The sequence below is a fragment of the Polynucleobacter arcticus genome, from assembly GCF_013307205.1.
Classification (GTDB): Bacteria; Pseudomonadota; Gammaproteobacteria; order Burkholderiales; family Burkholderiaceae; genus Polynucleobacter; species Polynucleobacter arcticus.
The window spans coordinates 1,229,297-1,251,377 of sequence record NZ_CP028940.1 but is presented as its reverse complement, the minus strand read 5'-3'; the positions used below and the strand labels follow the sequence as shown (position 1 = coordinate 1,251,377).

18 protein-coding genes and 1 tRNA gene are annotated in these 22,081 nt (G+C 46.9%); 11 read left to right on the top strand and 8 right to left on the bottom strand.

What is annotated here, in order from left to right:
• Positions 1-12: 12 nt before the first annotated feature.
• The 3 genes from DN92_RS06320 (at position 13) to DN92_RS06310 (ending at position 4,223) form a co-directional block, all read left to right on the top strand.
• A complete protein-coding gene (locus DN92_RS06320; RefSeq protein ID WP_173960443.1) occupies positions 13-1,353 on the top strand; it encodes an adenylosuccinate synthase in 1,341 nt (446 codons plus the stop codon).
• Positions 1,354-1,412: 59 nt separating this feature from the next.
• On the top strand, positions 1,413-3,626 hold the full coding sequence (locus tag DN92_RS06315) for a malate synthase G (RefSeq protein ID WP_173960442.1): 2,214 nt from the start codon (positions 1,413-1,415) through the stop codon (positions 3,624-3,626).
• Positions 3,627-3,719: 93 nt separating this feature from the next.
• Positions 3,720-4,223, top strand: a complete 504-nt coding sequence (locus DN92_RS06310; protein WP_173960441.1) for a hypothetical protein — start codon at positions 3,720-3,722, stop codon at positions 4,221-4,223.
• Positions 4,224-4,289: 66 nt separating this feature from the next.
• Here the strand turns inward: DN92_RS06310 and DN92_RS06305 are convergent.
• The 3 genes from DN92_RS06305 to DN92_RS06295 all read right to left on the bottom strand — a co-directional run bounded on the left by DN92_RS06305 (position 4,290) and on the right by DN92_RS06295 (position 6,479).
• Positions 4,290-5,650 (bottom strand): IS3 family transposase gene (locus DN92_RS06305; RefSeq protein WP_173959528.1). Its coding sequence is split into 2 segments (ribosomal slippage): positions 4,290-5,191 and positions 5,191-5,650, totalling 1,362 coding nucleotides; the frame shifts between segments, so codons are not numbered across the junction.
• A 119-nt stretch (positions 5,651-5,769) separates the two neighbouring features.
• Complete coding sequence (locus DN92_RS06300) at positions 5,770-5,925, bottom strand: hypothetical protein (protein ID WP_173960440.1); 156 nt, start codon at positions 5,923-5,925, stop codon at positions 5,770-5,772.
• Between the two features lie 68 nt (positions 5,926-5,993).
• Entirely contained in the window at positions 5,994-6,479 is a 486-nt protein-coding gene (locus tag DN92_RS06295; RefSeq protein ID WP_173960439.1) for an ion channel, read from the bottom strand.
• A gap of 123 nt (positions 6,480-6,602) precedes the next feature.
• Here DN92_RS06295 and DN92_RS06290 point away from each other — a divergent pair, with 123 nt between their 5' ends.
• From DN92_RS06290 to DN92_RS06280, 3 genes are read left to right on the top strand one after another with little or no spacing between them, the layout of a single operon-like run.
• Positions 6,603-7,844: an MFS transporter gene (locus DN92_RS06290; RefSeq protein WP_173960438.1), complete on the top strand. Its 1,242-nt coding sequence runs from the start codon at positions 6,603-6,605 to the stop codon at positions 7,842-7,844.
• A 27-nt stretch (positions 7,845-7,871) separates the two neighbouring features.
• On the top strand, positions 7,872-8,558 hold the full coding sequence (locus DN92_RS06285) for a dienelactone hydrolase family protein (protein ID WP_173960437.1): 687 nt from the start codon (positions 7,872-7,874) through the stop codon (positions 8,556-8,558).
• Between the two features lie 24 nt (positions 8,559-8,582).
• Positions 8,583-9,080, top strand: coding sequence for a hypothetical protein (locus tag DN92_RS06280; protein ID WP_173960436.1), 498 nt, complete (start codon positions 8,583-8,585; stop codon positions 9,078-9,080).
• A 54-nt stretch (positions 9,081-9,134) separates the two neighbouring features.
• Here DN92_RS06280 and DN92_RS06275 read toward each other — a convergent pair.
• Positions 9,135-9,221 (bottom strand) — tRNA-Leu (locus tag DN92_RS06275).
• A 144-nt stretch (positions 9,222-9,365) separates the two neighbouring features.
• On the opposite strand from DN92_RS06275, the gene rnr reads away from it, so the two are divergent.
• Positions 9,366-11,768 (top strand): ribonuclease R, encoded by a 2,403-nt coding sequence (gene rnr / locus DN92_RS06270; protein WP_173960435.1) that lies wholly within the window; start codon positions 9,366-9,368, stop codon positions 11,766-11,768.
• A gap of 30 nt (positions 11,769-11,798) precedes the next feature.
• Positions 11,799-12,554, top strand: coding sequence for a 23S rRNA (guanosine(2251)-2'-O)-methyltransferase RlmB (gene rlmB / locus DN92_RS06265; RefSeq protein ID WP_173960434.1), 756 nt, complete (start codon positions 11,799-11,801; stop codon positions 12,552-12,554).
• Positions 12,555-12,607: 53 nt separating this feature from the next.
• Here rlmB and trxC read toward each other — a convergent pair whose 3' ends face one another.
• Together trxC and tal are read right to left on the bottom strand one after the other, a co-directional pair.
• The gene (gene trxC, locus DN92_RS06260; protein ID WP_173960433.1) at positions 12,608-13,030 is read right to left on the bottom strand and encodes a thioredoxin TrxC; all 423 of its coding nucleotides are present in this window, start codon (positions 13,028-13,030) and stop codon (positions 12,608-12,610) included.
• A gap of 28 nt (positions 13,031-13,058) precedes the next feature.
• Positions 13,059-14,045: a transaldolase gene (gene tal / locus DN92_RS06255; RefSeq protein ID WP_173960432.1), complete on the bottom strand. Its 987-nt coding sequence runs from the start codon at positions 14,043-14,045 to the stop codon at positions 13,059-13,061.
• Positions 14,046-14,154: 109 nt separating this feature from the next.
• Here tal and rpiA point away from each other — a divergent pair, with 109 nt between their 5' ends.
• Entirely contained in the window at positions 14,155-14,865 is a 711-nt protein-coding gene (gene rpiA / locus DN92_RS06250) for a ribose-5-phosphate isomerase RpiA (RefSeq protein WP_173960431.1), read from the top strand.
• 221 nt (positions 14,866-15,086) lie between these two features.
• Here the strand turns inward: rpiA and DN92_RS06245 are convergent, their stop codons facing one another.
• Together DN92_RS06245 and argA are read right to left on the bottom strand one after the other, a co-directional pair.
• Positions 15,087-15,359 carry an oxidative damage protection protein gene (locus DN92_RS06245; protein WP_173960430.1) on the bottom strand — a complete coding sequence of 91 codons (273 nt, stop codon included), beginning with the start codon at positions 15,357-15,359 and terminating at the stop codon, positions 15,087-15,089.
• 64 nt (positions 15,360-15,423) lie between these two features.
• The gene (gene argA, locus DN92_RS06240) at positions 15,424-16,788 is read right to left on the bottom strand and encodes an amino-acid N-acetyltransferase (protein WP_173960429.1); all 1,365 of its coding nucleotides are present in this window, start codon (positions 16,786-16,788) and stop codon (positions 15,424-15,426) included.
• 65 nt (positions 16,789-16,853) lie between these two features.
• Here argA and hrpA point away from each other — a divergent pair, with 65 nt between their 5' ends.
• Positions 16,854-20,888, top strand: coding sequence for an ATP-dependent RNA helicase HrpA (gene hrpA, locus DN92_RS06235; RefSeq protein ID WP_217426095.1), 4,035 nt, complete (start codon positions 16,854-16,856; stop codon positions 20,886-20,888).
• Between the two features lie 23 nt (positions 20,889-20,911).
• Positions 20,912-21,943 (top strand): YVTN family beta-propeller repeat protein, encoded by a 1,032-nt coding sequence (locus DN92_RS06230; RefSeq protein WP_173960427.1) that lies wholly within the window; start codon positions 20,912-20,914, stop codon positions 21,941-21,943.
• The last annotated feature ends 138 nt before the right edge of the window (positions 21,944-22,081 follow it).

Genomic DNA, 22,081 nt, shown 5'->3' with positions numbered 1-22,081 from the left:
TTGGATTTCAATATGTCTTTAAAGCAACAAGCTCATGGTCGTAATGTCGTTGTCATCGGTACCCAGTGGGGTGACGAAGGCAAAGGCAAAGTAGTGGATTGGTTAACCGATCATGCTCAAGCAGTAGTGCGTTTCCAGGGTGGCCACAATGCCGGTCATACCCTCATTATTGGTGATAAGAAAACCATTCTCCGTTTGATTCCATCGGGAATCATGCACAAGAATGTGATTTGCTACATTGGTAACGGTGTCGTACTTTCTCCAGAAGCGCTCTTTAAAGAAATTGGTGAGCTAGAAGCTGCAGGGTTAGATGTTCAATCTCGCCTGAAGATTTCTGAAGCAACGACATTAATTCTTCCGTATCACGTGGCAATTGATCATGCGCGTGAGAAAAAACGTGGCGATGCAAAGATTGGCACTACCGGCCGAGGTATTGGCCCGGCCTATGAAGATAAGGTTGCCCGTCGTGCTTTACGTGTTCAAGATTTGTTCTACCCTGAAAAATTTGCTGCTCAGTTGCGTGAAAATTTGGAATATCACAATTTCATGCTTACAAATTACTATGGCGCAGAGCCGGTAGATTTCCATAAGACTTTAGAAGAGGCCATGTCCTATGCCGAGCGCATCAAGCCAATGGTGGTCGATGTGTCCAGTGCACTCTATGCTGCTGAGCAAGCAGGTCAAAACTTATTGTTCGAAGGTGCTCAAGGCACTTTGCTTGATATTGATCACGGTACTTATCCCTACGTTACCTCTAGTAACTGCGTAGCAGGTAATGCTGCCGCAGGATCTGGCGTTGGTCCTGATTCCTTGCAGTACATCTTGGGTATTACCAAGGCTTATTGCACCCGTGTCGGTGCTGGTCCATTCCCAAGTGAGTTGTATGACTTTGATAACCCAGCCAAGCAAGATCCCGTTGGCGTTCGTTTAGCTGAAGTAGGTAAAGAGTTTGGCTCGGTTACTGGTCGTCCACGTCGTACTGGTTGGTTGGATGCTGCTGCACTGAAGCGCTCCATTCAGATCAATGGTTTGTCTGGCCTGTGCATTACCAAGCTTGACGTACTCGATGGTTTTGAAACTATTCGCCTTTGTGTTGGCTACCACTTAGATGGCCAAAGATTAGATGTATTGCCGCGTGGCGCTGAAGCTGTTGCGCGCTGTGAACCGATTTATGAGGATTTCCCAGGTTGGAAGGGAACTACTTTTGGTATTCGTGAGTGGGACAAACTCCCAATAGAGGCACAGAAGTTCCTGCGTCGTATCGAAGAAGTTGCAGGAAAGCCAATCGCCATGGTCTCAACAGGACCGGAACGCGATGAAACGATTCTTCTGCAACATCCATTCAAGGGTTAATCGCACACTTTTTATTTAACCTTTTTATTTAATTGATCTATTTGCTTTGGAATTAAAAGATGACTGCACGCACACAATGTAATGGCCTTCAAGTGGCTACACCGCTCTATCGCTTTATTGAAGACAAAGTCTTGCCTGGTACAGGTATTAAAAGCGCAGACTTTTGGAAGGGTTTTGATGAGATTGTTAAAGATCTCGGTCCAAAGAACGAGGCCCTATTAGCCAAGCGTGATAGCTTGCAGGTGGCTTTGGATCAATGGCATCAAGCCAATCCTGGTCCAATCAAAGATATGCCTGCCTATCGCAAGCATCTGAAAGAAATTGGTTATTTGGATGAAGTGCCAGGAAAAGTTCTCGGCACCACTAAAAACGTTGATGATGAGTTGGCGCTGCAAGCTGGCCCACAGCTAGTGGTACCAGTGCTTAATGCACGCTATGCCTTAAATGCTGCTAATGCTCGTTGGGGTTCTTTGTATGATGCCCTCTACGGAACTGATGTCATTTCAGAAGAAGGCGGCGCTACTAAGGCTGGTGCCTATAACCCGATTCGGGGTGCCAAGGTAGTTGCTTATGCTCGTGCATTCTTGGATCAATCTACACCACTAGCTAAAGGTTCGCATGCGGATGCTACTGCTTACACGGTAGATGGTAATCGCTTGGTTGTTAGCCTGAAAGATGGCAGCAAAACAGGCCTTGCCGACGAGAAGCAATTTGTTGGCTACCAAGGCAATGCTTCGGCTCCTTCCTCAGTACTTTTGCGCAATAACGGCGTGCATATCGATATTGAAATCGATCAGAGTAAAACAATTGGCTCCAGCGATGCTGCAGGTGTAAACGATGTTGTGCTTGAGGCTGCGCTATCTACCATTTTGGATTTGGAAGATTCGATTGCTGCAGTCGATGGCGATGACAAAGTCCTTGCTTACGAGAACTGGTTAGGCATTCTCAAGGGAACCTTGGTTGAAGAGGTGAGCAAGGGTGGTAAGACTTTCACTCGCACCTTAAATCCAGACCGTAAATATACTGCCGGTATTGGTGCTGTTGATGCTAAAGATGGCGTGGTGACTTTGCATGGCCGTTCTTTACTATTCCTTCGCAACGTAGGTCACTTAATGACTAATCCAGCGATCATTACTGGTGAAGGCAAAGAGATTTATGAAGGTATCTTAGATGCTGTTGTGACTGTATTGATTGCTTTGCATGACATTAATCGTCCTGCAACTCAGGCAATTGGAAACACTCGTAAAGGTTCTGTCTATATCGTCAAGCCAAAAATGCACAGCCCTGAAGAAGTTGCCTTTGCCGGCGAACTCTTTGGCCGTGTTGAGAAGTTACTCGGCTTGCCTGCAGATACTGTGAAGCTAGGCATCATGGATGAAGAGCGTCGTATGAGCGCCAACATCAAGGCAGCTATTGCAGCTGCAGGTGCACGAGTTGCCTTTATTAATACTGGCTTCCTAGATCGTACCGGCGATGAAATGCATACCGCAATGCATGCAGGTCCAATGATGCGCAAAGGCGATATGAAGACCAGCAAATGGTTATCCGCTTATGAACGTCGTAATGTTCTGGCTGGTTTGGATTGCGGTTTACGTGGTCGCGCTCAAATCGGTAAAGGCATGTGGGCAATGCCTGATTTAATGAAGGCCATGGTTGAGCAAAAGATTGTTCATCCTAAAGCGGGTGCAAATACCGCTTGGGTCCCATCACCAACAGCTGCCACATTACATGCTCTGCACTACCATCAAGTGAACGTAGCGCAATTACAAAAAGAGATGGAGCAGCTAGACACTGCCGCTGAAGCGGAAGCATTGATTGATGACTTGCTGGCTATTCCGGTAGTTGAAAAAGCCAACTGGTCTAAAGAAGAGATTCAGCAAGAGTTGGATAATAACTGCCAAGGTATCTTGGGTTATGTGGTTCGCTGGATTGATCAAGGCGTTGGTTGCTCTAAGGTGCCCGATATTCATAACGTGGGCTTGATGGAAGATCGTGCAACATTGCGTATTTCTAGTCAGCATATTGCCAACTGGTTATTGCATTGCATCGTTACAGAAGCGCAAGTGAACGAGACATTGCAACGCATGGCTAAGGTAGTTGATGGTCAGAATGCTGGCGATGCACTGTACAAGCCGATGATGCCGAACTACCAAGATTCTTATGCCTATAAAGCAGCAAGCGACTTGATTTTCAAGGGTCTTGAGCAGCCGAATGGCTATACAGAGCCCTTGCTTCATGCATGGCGCTTAGAAGTGAAGAAGGCCCACGCGTAAGGTTTCTTTATTTAGCCTCAACATGAAATGGATTTGCTGAGAGGCAAGTCCATTTTTCTTTAAAACCCACATATTCCACTACCCAGCCCATCCATGTTTAGCTTTTTAAATCCTTTTGCCAAGCTTCCTAAGGCCAGTGGACAGGCGCTGGGTTTTCAATTCAATGATGGAGGTAGAGAGGCCGCGGGTTTCAAGGGTGGGGCAGGCGATTGCGTTGTTCGGGCCATCGCCATTGCCGCTCAGTTGCCCTATATGCAGGTATACGAAGATCTTCGAGTAGCCAATGCGACATATGCAGATCAGCGCAACGACAAGTTGGCCCGCAGATTAAACGCTCAGGGTGCCTCACCTCGGAATGGCAATCATCGCAATGTCTTTCATGATTACATTCTGGGCCACGGATTTAAGTGGGTTCCCACTATGAAAATTGGGGCAGGCTGCCAGGTTCACTTACTTGCTAATGAATTACCTCACGGAACACTCATCGTGAAGGTTTCTAAACACTTAACAGCGGTAACGAATGGCGTTATTCAGGACACGCACAATCCCTCTCGGGGCGGTTCACGGTGCGTCTATGGTTATTACATCCAGCGTTAGGGATCAATTCTGAAAAAGAAAAAGCCTCTGACATTTGAACTGACCCACAAAAGCTGGACAGTTTAATTAGGTTAGCACGAGGGATTGAGTTCGGTAATTAACTGGACTTAATCCCTTTAGCTTTTGTTTGATCCGATCATGGTTGTAGTAGTCGATGTATTCCCTCAGTTGCGCTTTAAATAATTCGATAGTCTCAAACTTCTGTTGGTAGAAGAACTCGGTCTTCATCACTCCAAACCAGTTTTCCATGACAGCGTTATCCAAGCAATTACCTTTCCTGGACATGCTCTGAGTAATGCCTTGCTGGTGCAGGGCCTGCTGATAAATACCCATCCGGTATTGCCAGCCTTGGTCTGAGTGCAGCATGGGTTTATCTTTTGGTTTTAGTTGCTTAAAAGCTTTTTGGAGCATCTGCATGACTGAGCTAATCTGTGGTCGATCCGCAATCTCATAGGAGATGATCTCTTGGTTATATAGATCTAAGATGGGTGAGAGATACACCTTCTGCCCTCCGATATTGAACTCGGTGACATCAGTAACCCACTTTTGATTGGGTTTGCTAGCTACAAAGTGGCGCTCTAGCAAGTTGGGGGCTACCTTACCCACAGACCCCTTATAAGACTGGTAGCGCTTAGGGCGAACGGTGGATTTGAGTCCAAGTTGTCCCATGAGCTTTTGTACAGTCTTAGGATCAAGGTAGTGTTGCAAGTTACCGAGCTCCAAATGGACTCGCCGATAACCATAGCGCCCTTTGTGGCGATGGTAGATGGCGCTGATCTGGGTCTTGACTGCAAGATAGGGATCAGTCTGCTTACTAAGCCCCACCTGGTAGTAATAAACACTTCTAGCCATCTTGGCGACAGCCAAGATGATCTGTAAGGGGTATTGCTGCCTTAACTCAGTAATTACTTGGGCTTGTTCTTGCTTGCCAAGTGTTTTTGCTGGGCTAAGGCCTCGAGCTTTTTTAGGTAATCAGTCTCCACCCTGCGGTACTCAAGCTCTTGCATGAGCTCTTGTGGAGTCATCTGGGTCACCGGCTTATTAGTCGGAATAAATGGTTTACAGGGTTTTGACATGGGTGGCCGTCCCTTGGGCTTAGGTTCTAGGGCTGTGATACCGCCTTCATTGTAAAGACGTTGCCATTGACCAATCGTGCTGGGTGCGGGGATATTAAAGTGGGCTGCCGCTTGATTAATGGAGAGCTGGTGCTGCCCCATATGCTGCAAGACAGATAGCTTGAAGGTAGGCGTGTACTGGACGTAACTCTGATTGAGGCTGTGTGGGCCATGGGCTTTGTAAGCATGAACCCATTTGCGAACATAGGCGTATTTAACGCCGTATTGATCTCCAATAGTTTTAAAACCACCCCTACCGGAGAGGTAATGCTGAATAACTACTAGCTTAAACTCTTTGCTGTATTTGGACATGAGACTGACCCTGTTGAGTTGGATTGGGTGTCCAACTTTTGTGGGTCAGTTCACATTCCAGAGGCTTTTATCTTCGGGCTGGCCATTAATGGCCAAAACAGCGCTTAATCAGTCAGAAATTACCAGTTTCCGCTTGTTTTACGTGATTGCTGTTCCATCATCTTGGCTTCGTTAAAGGCTGCTGCCAATAGAGCAAAGAAGTCTTTAATTGCCAATAAAGGCTTAAAGCTAACTAGTGATGTTTGTTGATATTGAACTGAGTTTGAATGTGCCATGGTGAGCTCCTTAAGGGTTAACCCTAATGATACTCCACTTTACTGCAACGCAACAACATTTGTCCTGTTTATAGGTTAAATCGATCTTTGTATTTCAAATTCCAAGCCTCTTTATAGGTGGTGGTCATGCCAAACATGATGGAAGTGGTCCACGCTAAGGAGAAAAGTCCCGTGAAGGAGATGAAGAAGGCCAAGGTTTTCCAGCCATCTGGTAAGGCATCGGGTTCAAAGCCAACGGTTGTGTAGCAGCTGCCAGCAAAAAGAATGGCATCTATAGGCTCTTTAAAGAGATTGAAGCTAAAAATGAAGATTGCCCAAAGGAGAATTTCAAGCAAGTGGGTGATTGCGATGAAAACAAATGAAGCATAGAAGTGAGCAAATACACGGTTGTATTGAATCAATTTTAAGTATTTAGTAGTGCGTCGTTCAAACACCATATAAATGTGATTAATGGCGCTGCCATGAAAAATCAATATGGTGATTAGTCCAACTATCCCCCACGATGCATCCCTTACGAGTGCGAGTAAGGGGAAATTGATGAGCGCTTCAATCATAAGTATGTGGGTCTAATGTAGGGAATTTTTACGAATTGTTTTGGTCTAGCCAACAAGATTAATCAGCAATTTTGTTGCTAAGCCTTGATAATGTCATATCCCTAAATTCATGTAAAGCAACCATTGACAGAGCAATACAGCCCAGGAGGTAAGCAGAAAGAACGCTTTTTCTTATTCTCTTTGGCCGGAATTCAGTTCACCCACATCCTCGATTTCATGATCATGATGCCTTTGGGCCCAGAATTTATCCGGGAGCTCAACATCAATACCCACGAGTTTGGCCTTCTACTATCCTCATACACCTTCGCCGCTGCCATTGCCGGCGTATTTGCCACGTATTTTGTGGATCGGTTTGAGCGGCGAGTGCTATTACTCAGCTTATATGCCTGCTTCATTATTGCCACTTTAGTGTGTGGTCTAGCCCCCGATTACCATTCATTGTTTATAGCCCGAGCATTTGCAGGCGCCTTTGGAGGAATCTTAGGATCTTTAGTGCAAACCATTGTTGCGGACTCCATTCCATTTGAGCGCAGGGGAAAAGCATTAGGAATAGTGATGTCGGCTTTCTCGGTATCCACCGTTGCCGGTGTGCCACTGAGTCTATTTCTGGCCAACCATATTCCGTCATTAGGTTGGCGTGCCCCATTCATTTTTATTGCCTTGTTATCCAGTGTAATTTTGTATTTAGGCTATCGCAACATTCCTCGGATAGTAGGTCACTTGGGCCATACCCATGAAGGTAGTCGCCTAAGTCAAATTTGGCATGTCTTTGCTGCCCATCAACATCTTCGTGCATTTATCTTTATGGCACTCATCATGTTGACCGGTTTTTCCGTCATACCCTACATTGCTTTGTATCTCACATCCAATGTGGGTATTGATAATGCATATATTCCACTGATTTATCTTAGCGGTGGCATTGCTACCTTAATGACCTCTAGGTTAGTTGGCCACATGGCCGACCGCTACGGTAAGGTGATGGTCTTTAAGGTATTGGCGATCGCCAGCCTCATCCCCTTACTAGTCACTACTAATCTCATGCCTGTTCCGCTTTGGGTGGTGCTCATAAACTCAACAGCATTTTTTATTCTGATCTCCGGGCGGATGATTCCAGCCATGGCGATGGTGAGTCAAATGGTGGATGCTAAAAACCGTGGTACTTTTATGAGTCTAGTGGGCTCTGTGCAGATGCTGGCATCGGGTCTAGCCTCAGTCATAGCAGGGATGGTAGTGACGATTGGAGTTGATGGAAAGATGGAGCACTACAACCTAGTTGGCTATGGGGCAGTAGCATGCGGCTTGCTGACCTTCTGGCTAGTGGGATATATTCACACTGATAAACCAGTGACATCAAGCACAAGCTAGTTCATTTTTTAAAGAAAAGAGACTTCAATGATTACATTTCAAAGACCTGACGGCAAAACAGTAGAAGCCTATCTAGTGGAGCCAGCGAATGTTCAAAATGCACCTGGTGTGGTGGTCATTCAGGAGTGGTGGGGTCATGATGATGAAATTCGATCTGTTGCCGATCGTTTAGCTAAGGCGGGTTACCGCGCTCTAGTGCCCGACCTCTATCGCGGTAAATTGGCGCTAGAGGCAAATGAAGCTGAGCACTTGATGAATGATCTCAACTTTGGAGAGGTTGCAAGCCAGGATATTCGTGGCGCTGTTCAGTACCTCAAAGCAACGGGGAGCGCTAAAGTAGCTATCACTGGTTTCTGTATGGGTGGGGCACTCACGGTATTGTCGGCTGCCCTTGTTCCAGAATGTGATGGCACGGTGGTTTGGTATGGCTACCCGCCATTAGAATACGTGGATGCGCAGGCTATCAAAAAGCCAATGCTAGCCCATTGGGCTATTCAGGATGAATTTTTCTCTATCGCAGGTGTGGATCAGCTTGAGGAAAAGTTAAAGATGGCTGGAGTGAGTTATGACTTCCAGCGCTATGATGCCAAACATGCATTTGCGAACCCTAAGTCAGATTCGAGACAGTTACCACCGTTGCAATACAACTCGGCTGCAGCTGATTTGGCTTGGGAGCGCACGATGACTTTCTTAAAAACCCAACTATCTGATTAAGCGCGTTACTAATAAATCTATCCAATGCATCTTTTCGCTGTAAACCTCGCAGTAGAAATCTCTACCTATTACCGCAACCTCGCTTTAGCCCATGGCGTTATTCCTAAGGTATTCACATTGGTTAATGGTGCGGGTGATCAATATCTCTTTTTTGTCGATGACCTCAGCATGAATCAAGACGAGGAAAACCAATTTTTGGCTTATGTCGTTCAAGAGCATGAGGCAGTTTGCTACGCTAGGGGAACGCTGGTTATTTTGGATCGGTCCCAGCAGTTGATCGAATTCGCTGTGATTGATCACGATGATGAGGAAGCGATTGTCTGTTCTGCTCAGCTAACACGGGATATTGAGGATAAGCCGGTTGGGCTGACTGAGTTTGAAAAGACCTTAGCCCCCAAAAAGACCATCTTCTTTAGCGGCCTCTTTGCACCCATTGAGCTATCTGAGGCTAGGGCTGAGGAGTTTGAAAGTCTTTGGGAAGAAATGAAGCCCAAGATTTTGCATCGAACCATGGGTATTTGAGCACCTATTGAAAAAGGGCTGTTGGGTCCCCATATAGGTCTTTGTAGGTGTATTTGGTGCCCAGGAAGGGACTCGAACCCCCACAACCTTACGATCGCCAGCACCTGAAGCTGGTGCGTCTACCAATTTCGCCACCTGGGCATGCCGTTATTATAAAGGTATGTGCCTCCTGGCCCACTTTATAACCCGTTTTAACCTTTCCCCCTTCAGACTTGATGGTTTGATACAGTAGGCTAATTCAGAATTTTTATTGAAATATAAGGCATGTATTGCCGAAGGAATTAAATGCGTAAAGCAAAAAACTTGGTGCCACGAGAGGCTGATCGATTAGGAACGGTCCAAGGTCACCGAGATGGATTTGGATTTGTAATCCCCGATGATGGTGGCGAAGATATTTTTCTTTCTGAAAGAGAAATGTCTCGCGTCATGCATGGGGACAGAGTAAATACCAGGGTTTTAGGAACCGATCGACGTGGTCGCCCAGAGGGGCAGATCGTGGATGTCATTTTGCATGCCAACAAAGTAGTCATTGGACGTCTCTTAAATGAGAATGGCGTTTTGATTGTTGCGCCGGAAGATAAGCGGATTGGCCACGATATTCTGATTCCACCAAAGGGTCAGGGTGACGCCAAATTAGGGCAGGTAGTGAGTGCCGAGATCATCGACTATCCAGATAGTTATCGTCAAGCTGTTGGCCGTGTTATTGAAGTGCTCGGCGAGATTGATGATCCTGGTATGGAGATTGAGATTGCCGTCCGCAAGTACGGCGTTCCCCACGAATTTTCTAATGCTGCGAAAAAAGAAGCAGAGGCATTGCCTGATACCGTACAGCAATCGGATCTTGAGGGTAGAGTAGATTTGCGCGATGTACCGCTTGTCACTATTGATGGTGCGGATGCCCGTGACTTTGATGATGCGGTGTATTGCGAGCCGGTTATGTACGGCAAGAGTAAGGCTTGGAGACTGATCGTAGCTATTGCTGATGTATCTCATTATGTAAAGCCAGGACACCCCCTGGATGATGAGGGTCTCCTACGTGCAACCTCAGTGTATTTCCCAAGACGTGTGATACCGATGCTGCCAGAGAAAATCTCTAATGGGCTGTGTTCATTAAATCCTGGCGTTGATCGTTTATGTATGGTCTGCGATTCGGTTGTAGATAACAACGGTGTGGTGTTGGCTTATCAGTTCTATCCAGCGGTCATGCACTCTGCGCAACGTTTTACATACGATACGGTGTGGGAGATTCTTTCTAATAGTAAGGGCCCTGAAGCTACTCGTTTTAGTGAGCTCAGACCTTTATTAACGAATCTCTATTCGCTTTATAAGATCCTATTAGATGCACGCCAAAAGCGTGGTGCCATTGAGTTCGAAACCACTGAAACCCAAATTATTAGTAATGAGCTTGGCAAGATTCTCCGCATTGAGCCTCGTCTTCGTAATGATGCCCATCGCTTAATTGAAGAGTGCATGTTGACGGCCAACGTTTGCGCTGCAGACTTTATTGATAAGAATAAGCATCTCAGCCTTTATCGTGTTCATGGTGAGCCTTCTGAAGAGAAGTTGGTAACATTGCGTCAAGTTTTGCGTACCTCTGGTTTGTCATTGGACGGTGGTGAAAAGCCTAAGCCCAAGGACTTTGCCAAGCTGATGCGAGAAATTAAAGATCGTCCTGATGTCAATATGCTGCAAACAGTCGTGTTGCGTGCGATGCAACAGGCGATGTACCAGCCAGATAATGAGGGCCACTTTGGCTTGGCATATCCTGCTTACTCTCATTTCACCAGCCCGATTCGACGTTACCCTGATCTTTTAACGCATCGCGTTATCAAAGCAATTCTAGTAAAGAAGCCTTACGTACCAGTTTTGCCACCACTAGTTCCGTTAAATCTCACGTTGCCCCGTAAAGGCAAGGGTCGTGAAAATGCGGTCAATGCCAAGAAGTCCCACAGTGATGCCAAAGAGGCAGCAGCGAATGGCACTCGTGCACCTAAATTACCTAAGGGTGCTAATGCGACATTGCCGATTTGGGGTCAGTTGGGTGTTCATTGCTCGTCAAACGAACGCCGTGCAGATGAGGCATCTCGTGATGTTGAGGCTTGGCTAAAGTGTTACTACATGCGCGATCATTTAGGTCAAGAATATGCCGGCACTGTCACTGGGGTAGCAACATTCGGTTTATTTATTCAATTGGAAAATCTCTTTGTCGAGGGCATGATTCACGTGACTGAGCTTGGTGGTGATTACTTCCAGTATGACGAAGCCCGCCAAGAGTTGCGCGGTGAAAGAACGGGTATCCGCTATCGCTTGGGCGATCGTGTGCATGTCTTAGTCAGTCGTGTTGATCTAGACGCTCGTAAGATTGAATTCAGCCTGGTGAAGTCCGTAGGTCTTGAGCCTGGTGGCACAACCAATCGCCGCCAAATTGTTTTGGCAAGTGATACCGGTAGACCCAATAAGAAGGCATCGCCAAAGAAAGGTCGCCCCGGTAGTAAGGAGCCCCAAAAACATGCGGGTGTTAATGTCAATGCCGCTAAGTCTGGCGGCAATTTGAGTGCCAATCAATCTAAAAACAAAGCGGGTCGCAGCACTAGCCAGGCTGCACAATCTGCTAAGCCTAGTAGACCAGCCGTAAAACCTGCCGGTACTAAGCCACCAGTACGAAGCACTAAAGCGCGTCGCAAATAATTAGCAATACAGAATCGAGATAAAGAAAAAATGAAGCAAATATTAGTGGGTTTTCATGCGGTACAAGCGCGCTTACGTGTGGATGCAGACAGTCTGAAGTCAGTGTACTTTGACCCCAGTCGGCGTGATCGTCGTATGGGTGATTTCTTAAAGCAGGCTGAAGAAGCGCTTGGAGAGCGATTGCATGCAGCTGATGCTGAGCGTCTCCATAAGCTGGCTGGCCATGATCGTCATCAAGGCGTGGTAGCGCTGGCTGAAAAAATGACCATCGCACGTACTATTACAGAGGTCGTAGAGGATGCTGAAGGCAATCAAGCTAAGGTGATGTTCTTGGTGCTTGATGGCGTAACAGACCCTCACAACTTTGGTGCCTGTTTACGTGTAGCCGATGGCGCTGGTGTAGACGCTGTCGTCATTCCTAAGGACCGCTCTGCCTCTATTAATGCCACTGTGAGCAAGGTGTCTAGTGGTGCATCTGAAGTAATGCCAGTGATTACAGTAACCAATCTGGTTCGTAGCATGAAGGAGATGCAAGAGGCGGGTGTTTGGCTAATTGGTACTGATGATGAAGCAGAAAAATCGATTTACGACATTGATCTCACTGGCCCGATTGGCATTGTGATGGGTGCAGAGGGCGAGGGCATGCGCCGCTTGACTCGTGAGAACTGCGATGAATTAGTTCGCATTCCGATGAAGGGTGTTGTTGAAAGCCTTAATGTTTCTGTTGCCAGTGGCGTCTGCTTGTATGAGGCGCTAAGGCAGCGATTAGCTAAAGAGTCTAAATAAGGAGTCTAAATAAGGAGCCTAAATAAAGGGCCTAAGTAAGCAATCTCACCTCTCTAGGAAAGCAGTTGTTGCACAAACTGTTCTAGCTGCGCTGGTGGCAGAGCACCACTAACACGGTGCACCTCTTTGCCATGCTTAAATCCAGCAAGGGTAGGGATCGAGCGGATATTGAATTGTGCCCCAAGCCCTTGTTCAGACTCGGTATTGACTTTGACATGCAGCACTTGATTCGCATGAGTAATGGCACTTGCCTGAAAAGTGGGCCCAAACATTTTGCATGGCCCGCACCAAGGCGCCCAAAAATCGACAATGACTGGCATGACAGTTTGTGTCACCAATTCGCTAAAGTTATTGGCATTGGCATTGATTGGTAACGTGAGAAGCTCTTGTTTACAGGCTCCGCAGCTGGGGCTCTGATTGATCTTCTCAGTCGGAACACGGTTCCCTTTGTTGCAATGTGGACAATGAATAATCATCTGAATTCCTTCGCAGGCTGATGGTTGCTTACTGACTTAAGAGTGCTTCTAGCTTTTCAGTATCGATACAAAAATTACGAATTCCTTCGGCTAACTTCTCTGTAGCCATAGCGTCATTATTGAGTTGCAGTCTGAAACTAGATTCATCTAACTTTAGTGGTGAGATGTTTTCATCTGTGAAAGTACTTGTGGTGCTTACGGCGCTACTGGCATTAAGCTTCTGTTGAACTATATCCGTACTCATCTGGAGCTCCCCTAAAAGCTCCGGGCTGATGGTCAGTAAGTCACACCCTGCTAACTCTAATACCTGACTAGTACTACGGAAGCTAGCACCCATGATTTCAGTGGCGATACCAAAGTGTTTGTAGTAGTGGAAAATTCGTTTTACGGAGCTTACTCCAGGATCATCTGCTCCACCGTTAGCTGTGTCACTCCAATTGCTTCCCAGCTTGGCTTTGTACCAGTCAGTAATACGCCCCACGAATGGTGAAATGAGTTTTGCATTGACTGCGCCACAGGCTGCTGCTTGCACTAAGGAGAAGAGCAAAGTCATATTGCAATGGATGCCTTGGGCTTCTAAAGCCTTAGCCGCCTGTATGCCTTCCCACGTTCCGGCTAATTTAATTAAGATGCGCTGACGATCAATGCCATGAGATTCATAAAGGGAGATGAGGTGCTTCGCTTTGTGGATGGTTGCTTGGGTATCAAAGGAGAGGCGGGCATCGACCTCGGTAGACACTCTTCCTGGAACGATCTTCAAAATTTCGAGTCCAAAGGCAACAAGGATGTAGTCAATCAAATCTACCGGTTTCATACCAGGATGCGCTGCTTTAACTTGATTGACTAAGTTTTGGTAATTGGCTTGCTGGGCAGCCTTGAGTATTAAAGAGGGATTGGTGGTGGCATCCTGAGGCTGGTATTCCTGCATACGCTCAAAGTCGCCGGTGTCGGCCACAACGGTAGTCAGTTGCTTGAGTTGTTGGAGTTGGCTGAGTGCAGAAGCGGTAGCGTTCATAAGAGTCTTTTACTGACCTGGATGGATTAATGTTGTCTTAATTTGAATATCATATGATAGATGCATCAATAACACCGTTCCAGAACAGGCAAAGGCAGTCAGTCAGATCATGAATCAAGATCAATTAAAGCAATTAGTGGGAGAGGCAGCCCGTGATGAGGTATTGAAATTACCTGCTGGTCAGGTTTTGGGTATCGGTACGGGATCTACCGTTAATTACTTTATTGATGCTCTAGCACCTCATAAAGCACATTTTTTTGGAACCGTCTCTAGCTCTAATGCCACTACTGAACGCCTGTTAAAGCACGGTTTTAAGGTCTTAGACCCCAACGATGTTCAGGAATTGCCTGTCTATGTTGATGGTGCTGATGAAATCGATCCTGCCGGTCATATGATCAAAGGTGGTGGTGGCGCCTTGACCCGAGAGAAAATCATTGCCTCAATGGCAAAGCAATTTATCTGCATTTGCGATGCTTCTAAGCAGGTTCCCGTATTAGGCAACTTTGCCTTGCCGGTGGAGATTATTCCCCTGTCTAAGGGAATCGTTGCTCAAGAGCTGGCAAAGCTGGGCGGTACTATAAGTCTTCGAGTCGCAAAAGAAACCAACCTTGATTTAGGCCAAACTCCGAGTCAGCCTTTTGTAACCGATAACGGCGGATGGATTCTGGATGTCTCCGGCTTGCAGATTGCCAATCCACTAGCGCTCGAAGCTCAAGTGAATCAAATTGCTGGCGTGATTACCGTTGGCTTATTTGCTAAAGAGAAGGCCGACATTCTGCTAGTAAGCAATCCCTCGGGCTTGAGCAGGGTGACTTTCTAATTAAAAAACCCGACGGGTCAGCGAGCTGATCCATCGGGTTTGTTTGCCATGTTGATCATGGCGGGAGCATAAGGAAGGGATTAAGTTCCTAGTGCCCGATAAGCATATAGATATGCTTACGTGTAGTGGCTTTCGCCAATGTAGCTGGCCACAAGAGCTGACTAACTACATCTTTATCCTATTCCCCTGCAAAGTCGTCGTCAAGGGGTGGGAGAAAATATTTACTCAGTTGGCGGTACGTAGCCCTGAGCCATATCTGCACCACCTTCAAAGAAGTATTTTTCCACTTGCTTTAAAAGGTATTGACGAGCGCGAGGATCAGCCATGTTGAGTCGATTTTCATTAATCAGCATTGTTTGATGCTTCAGCCAATCGGCCCAGGCCTGCTTGGAAACTTGATTCCAAATCTTTTTACCAAGGTCGCCTGGGAGGGGAGCAAAGTCCATGCCCTCCGCTTCTTTATTAAGTTTGATACATTGAACCATGCGTGCCATTTGTGATGCCTTTCAAATACGGTGTACTAAAAAAATAATGTAATCCAAAGAAAGCTAAAAAGACTTATAGATCTTTAGTAAGAACCATTGACTTACGGTCCCAGTTATAAATCTGCTTTCTTTCCTCAGGAAGATCGTCTACGGACGCACGTTTAAAGCCACGCTTTAAAAACCAATGCTCTGTTCTAGTAGTTAAAACGAACAGCTTCTTGATGCCTTCGCGTTTAGCGCGCATCTCCACACGTTTGAGTAAACGCTCTCCATCTCCCGAACCTTGTACATCTGGATCGACTGCTAAACATGCAAGCTCGCCTACACCATTGGGGAAGGGGAAGAGGGCTGCGCAGCCGAAGAGAACTCGATCATGCTCAATCACAGAGAAGCGATGAATGTCACGCTCAATCACGTCTTGACCACGTGCGGCCAAAATGCCTTCTTCTTCAAGAGGGCTAGTTAACTGCAAGATACCACCAACGTCATCTTGACTTGCTTCGCGCAAGTTCTCAATATCTGATGAAGCTAGCATCATGCCAATACCATCATGGGTAAAGAGCTCCTCTAGCAGGGCGCCATCTTGATTACAAGGTAAAAAGTGCACACGACTCACACCTGCACGAATGGCTCTACCGGAGATGTTGAGTAAACCCTTCATACCAATATCTAGTTCCGGATGTTGGGCAACATATTCATGAAGCTGTGGCATGGAGAGTTCAGTGATGAAATCGCCTTCTTCGTCTTTCAAGCCTGTATAGGGACTCAAGAAAATCAGCTTATCCGCTTTCAAGGCTGCAGCAGTAGATGCAGCAACATCTTCAAAAGCCAGATTAAATGCCTGACCCGTCGGCGAGAAGCCTAAAGGTGAGAGCAACACAATCTTATTGCTATCGAGAGAGAGCTTTATTGAGGTGGAGTCCACTTTGCGTACTAAGCCGGTATGGATATAGTCGATTCCTTCCACTACACCCACTGGCATCGCAGTAATAAAGTTGCCTGAGATCACGGAGATACGTGATCCAGCCATTGGCGTATTGGGTAGTCCGCGACTAAATGCAGCTTCGATGTCTAAGCGCAATTCGCCAGCAGCTTCTTTGACGCACTCTAGTGCAGCAGCATCGGTGATCCGGTAGCTGTGCATCGCGCTCTGACCAAACTGACTTTTGATTTTACGGAGCATGAGTTGCTCCTCAATCTGGGGGCGAATGCCATGTACCAAAACAATCCGCATCCCCATGGCGTGCAACATGGCGATATCTTCAATCAGGTTCTCGAGACCAATTTCTTGGGCTAATTCGCCGGCAAAGGCAATGACAAAGGTCTTCTCGCGAAAGCTATGGATATAGGGCGCAACATCACGCAGCCATCCCACAAAAGGAAAATTGGAGCTGGATTCTTCGGCATTTGAGCCGGGATTTGGTGCATTTGTTGGCATAGTGAGAAAATTATAGGGTGCAAGAGCCTATAAACCAACAAAAACCCAAAGCAAGCCCTGTGACTGTGCCTGCTTCCAACACCCCCTCACGGCTAGAAATTCGTTTTCCAGAGGAGTTGCCAGTATCTGGCCAGCGTCAAATCATCAAGGATGCTTTGAGCTCGCATCAAGTGATCATTGTTTGTGGCGAGACTGGTTCGGGTAAAACAACTCAGTTACCTAAAATTTGCCTTGACCTCGGTAGGGGCACCATTAACGGCGGCAAACTCATTGGGCATACTCAGCCCCGCCGCATTGCCGCTACAGCCACTGCTAAGCGAATAGCCCAGGAGCTGGGCTCTCCAATAGGTCAGGACGTGGGTTACCAGGTCCGTTTTGCTGATAAGACCAGCCAAGGCGCCTCTATCAAGCTAATGACCGATGGTATTTTGCTGGCGGAGACACAGCGCGACCCGCAGCTACGCGCCTATGACACGCTCATTATTGATGAGGCCCACGAACGTAGTCTGAATATCGATTTTCTCTTAGGATATTTGCGTCAGCTGCTACCCAAGCGGCCGGATCTCAAGTTGATCATTACTTCAGCGACCATTGACGCTAAGCGTTTTTCTGATCATTTCACTCTAAATGGCAAACCTGCCCCGGTGATTGAGGTGAGCGGTAGACTGTTTCCAGTAGAGCAGCGCTATGAAGCACTCGAGCCGGATCCTAAGCCAGATGGTAAAAAAGAATCCAAGGAAGCGAAAGAGCTTCCAGATGCTGTTGCAGAAGCTATTGCCAATGTGTGGCGAGAGGGCGTATCAGGTGCTGGCGACGTATTGGTTTTTTTACCTGGCGAGCGAGAAATCCGGGATTGCGCCGAAGTCCTCAGAAAAGATCACGTACTTCAACAACGATTTCATCCCGAGATACTTAGCCTATTTGCCCGCCAATCGGTTGCTGAACAAGAGCGCGTTTTTAATCCTGGCAATGGGCGGCGCATTATTCTTACTACGAACGTCGCCGAGACTTCATTAACGGTTCCCAATATTCGGTACGTGGTGGATAGTGGTTTAGCTCGAGTGAAGCGCTACTCCTATCGCAATAAAGTAGAGCAACTTCAGATCGAGCCCATATCCCAGGCTGCCGCAAATCAACGGGCAGGGCGCTGCGGACGGGTATCTGATGGTATCTGTATTCGTCTCTACAGCGAGCAAGATTATTTAAGTCGTCCTAAGTTCACTGATCCAGAAATTCTGCGCAGCTCTTTGGCAGCGGTTTTACTGCGCATGAGCTCACTACGTTTACCCAGAATTCAAGAATTTCCCTTTATTGATAAACCACTGGGACGAGCTATTGCAGATGGCGTGCAGCTTTTAGATGAGCTCGGTGCGATTATTTATGACGATTCCACTACGGGTGATATTAAGGACATCAACAACAGCTTTAAGCTCACGCCAACTGGCAAGCAGTTAGCAGACCTGCCACTTGATCCTCGGATTGGTCGAATGCTGTTAGCCGCTAAAGAGCAAAACGCATTACGTGAAGTCACTATCATCGCTTCTGCTTTGGCCACGCAGGACCCACGCGATCGACCGATGGATCAAGCTGCTGCCGCTGATCAGGCCCACTTGCAGTTTGCGGATGAGCGATCTGAGTTTCTCAGTTTCGTCAAACTCTGGGATTGGTATCAAGATGCGCTCAAGCATAAGCAAAGCAATCGACAACTAGAAAATCTTTGCAAGAGCAAATTTTTATCCCCAAGACGTTTGCGTGAATGGCGCGATGTCCATAGTCAACTGCACACCATGTTGAGTGAAAAAGCCTGGAAAGAAAATCCATCTGCTGCCACCTATGAACAGGTTCACCTATCTTTATTGACCGGTCTATTAGGCTATGTTGCAAAAAAAGAAGAGGATGAAAAATCCCAAGAGCGTGGCAGCAAGACGGGTAGTTATATTGGGGCGCGCGGAATTCGTCCGTTTATTTGGCCAGGCTCTACCATTGGTAAAAAAGCTGGTGCTTGGATTTTGGCAGGCGAGCTCCAAGAAACGAATCGTATGTATGCCCGTACGATTGCCAAGATTGAGCCTCAATGGGTGGAGAAAGTCGCCGCGCATCGCCTCATTAAATCCCTTAGTGAGCCATTTTGGGATAGCCGCCAGGGCGAGGTCATGGCATTTGAACGTGGCACTTTATATGGCTTGCCAATCTATCACGGACGGCGCGTGCGATATGAATCTCACAACCCAGAAGAGGCCCGCAACTTATTTATTAGTCAGGCCTTAGTGCAAGAAGAAATATTTGGACGTATGGATACGCCAGCATTGATACGTGAGACCGAGGCGGACGCCAAGAGAAAATACCCTGGTAGTTTTGAGTTCTTTTGGCATAACCGCAGATTAATTAAAGAGATCGAAGCTTTAGAACATCGTTCACGTCGTCCCGATGTATTGGTTGATGACGATTTGTTATTTGCTTTTTATAATTCACGTATACCTAAAGAGGTGTTTAGTCGTGAAGGGATGCAAGCTTGGTTAAAAAAATCCAGTAAAAACCAAGATTCTTCCCAAACCCATCCAGACGTTCAGTTGCGTTTATCTAAAGCAGATCTCATGCGCCATGAGGCTGCTGGTATTACGGTAGATCGCTATCCTAAAAAGATGACTGTTGGTGGTGGTGAGCTTGATCTCACTTATCACTTTGAACCCGGTAGTCCAAAAGATGGCGTGACTCTCGTTGTTCCATTGACGCTATTGAATCAGGTCGATGGTCGCCGTTGCGATTGGCTGGTCCCGGGGATGTGCGAAGAAAAAATTCATCTGCTACTCAAATCGCTTCCCCAGAAACTACGACGTCACTGTATTCCATTGCCTGATTATGCAAAGTCCTTTCTAGAACGCATGCTGACGGATAAACAATTCGGAGTCGGCGATTTTTTAGATAGTTTAATTACCGATATTCGTAAAGAGCGTGGCTTGGAGATCAAGCGCGCTGATTTCAGGCCCGAATCTTTACCCGCACATTCTTCTATGAATTTCCGCTTAGTGGATGAGCATGGTCGCCAGCTAGAGTTAGAGCGCAATTTAGCGCGTCTGCGTGCTGAATATGGGGAGACTGCCAGAACTGCTTTTCAGGCGATTGCGCAGCAAGCAGTTCATGAGGAGCTCGGCGCTATTGCTCCGGGGAGCAACGCGGCCCCTGCCAGCAAAATCCATCAAAGTAGTAATCCATCTGCAGTAAAAACGGTAGAGCAGGGCGGCTATCGAAGCTGGGATTTTGGTGAGCTACCTGAAACTCTAGAGATTCAAAAAGGCAATCGCACCTTATTTGGTTACCCAGCTTTAGTGGATCGTACCGAGTCTTGTGATCTAGAGGTGTTTGATGACTTGCTCGAAGCCAGAAAACATCACTGGCATGGTTTGCGTCGATTGTTTGCCCTATCAAATAAAGATACGCTGAAGGCCTTGCAAAAACAGCTTCCCGGAATTCGTGAACTCGGTTTGTTATTTATCAATGTGGGCTCAGTCGATAGTTTGATTGAGCAAATCCTCAATCTCGCCATAGAGCGTGCATTCCTGGGCGATCCATTGCCTGTCAATGCCGAGCAATTTGCTGAGCGCCTACAAGCAGGAAAACCTCGCTTGGCCTTAATAGCTCAAGAAATAGCGAGGCATGCATTGGCAGCCTTGCAGGCGCATGCAGATCTGCAAAAAAAGCTAGCCCAAGCAAAAGCAGCTTCAGCCGCCGCCTACACCGATATTCAGACGCAAGTTCAAGGTTTGATATTCGAAAAATTGATTTCAGATACGCCCTACGGTCAATTGGTACATTTTCCAAGGTATCTCAAAGCAATTGCCATGCGGATCGATAAGCTACGCACCAATCCCAGTCGGGATGCGCAATGTCAAAAAGATTGGGAGTCTGTCGCCAGGCCGTGGCAAAAACTAGTTCAAGGCAGTCGTGGCTCCGCTGCTTATGCCATGGCTGAAGATCAGGTGCTGACCGATTTTCGCTGGCAGCTTGAGGAATTAAGAGTGGCTCTGTATGCCCAGGAGCTAAAGACTCCAACCCCAATGTCCCTTAAACGCTTAGAAAAGGTCCTGGCAAGCCTGCGTTAGGGCAATTGCTTACAATTAGGGCTATGAATACATTTATCAGTAAAGCTAGATTCGGCACTATTACAGGCTTGACAGCTTTTGCCCTTTTCGGATTCCATCACGCCGCGCTCGCTCAAGTTGCTGCACCAGCTGACTCCAAGGCAGAGCCTAAGATAGCGATCGTATTGAACTCCGGAGAGGCAACGGTAAGCCTGATAGATATGCCCACCCGCAAAGTCATCAAGACTGTTCCTGTTGGGAAAGAGCCTCATCACTTGATGATGACCCCTGACCAGAAAACGCTTCTGGTAGCTAATGCGGTTGGTAATGACATCACCCTAATGAACCCTGTTAGTGGTGAATTAACTGGCAAGATTCCTAACATCATTGACCCATACCAAATCGGCTACTCACCGAACTACAAGTGGTTTGTTTCGAACGGCAATCGCTTGGATCGGGTGGATGTGTACCAGGCGGCACAGGGTGCCGATTTGAAATTGGCTAAAACCATTAAGCTCGGAAAAACACCAAGTCATATTGCCTTCACTGCAGATAGCAAAATTGCATTTATTACCTTGCAAGATTCCAATGAATTGGCCGCCATTGATTTGGATACGCAAACGGTTATCTGGAAAATGCCAACGGGTAAAGTGCCTGCAGGCGTCTGGCTGACTCCTGGTGATCAGTATGCACTAGTAGGTATTACTGGCGAAGACTATGTCCAAGTGATTGATTGGAAAAACCGAAAAGAGGTCAAACGTATTCAGACTGGTAAGGGTGCTCATAACTTCCGCCCATTAGGGGATAAAAAGCATGTGTTTGTTACCAATCGCATTGCCTCTAGCATTAGCTTGATCAATATGCAGACCCTAGAAAAGGTGGGCGAGATTGCGGGTTTGCCTGCTGGTCCAGATGATATGGAGATTACACCCGATGGTAAGACCTTATGGGTGACTCTGCGGTTCTCAAAAAAAGTTGGGGTGATTGACATTCCTTCGATGAAGCTGGTGTCAGTAATACCTGTTGGAAGATCTCCTCATGGCGTGTTCTTTACCCCCCGTGCTGGTTGGGAATAAGCGTTGTAAGTAATCTTTGTAAATGCATTGGAGAGCCACTCTTTTGAAATGTATTGCACTATTTTTGCTAGTCATAGTTTCGTCCCTTGTGCATGCACAAGAGTCGCAGTGTAAAAAAACGATTTACCTGAGCTTTGA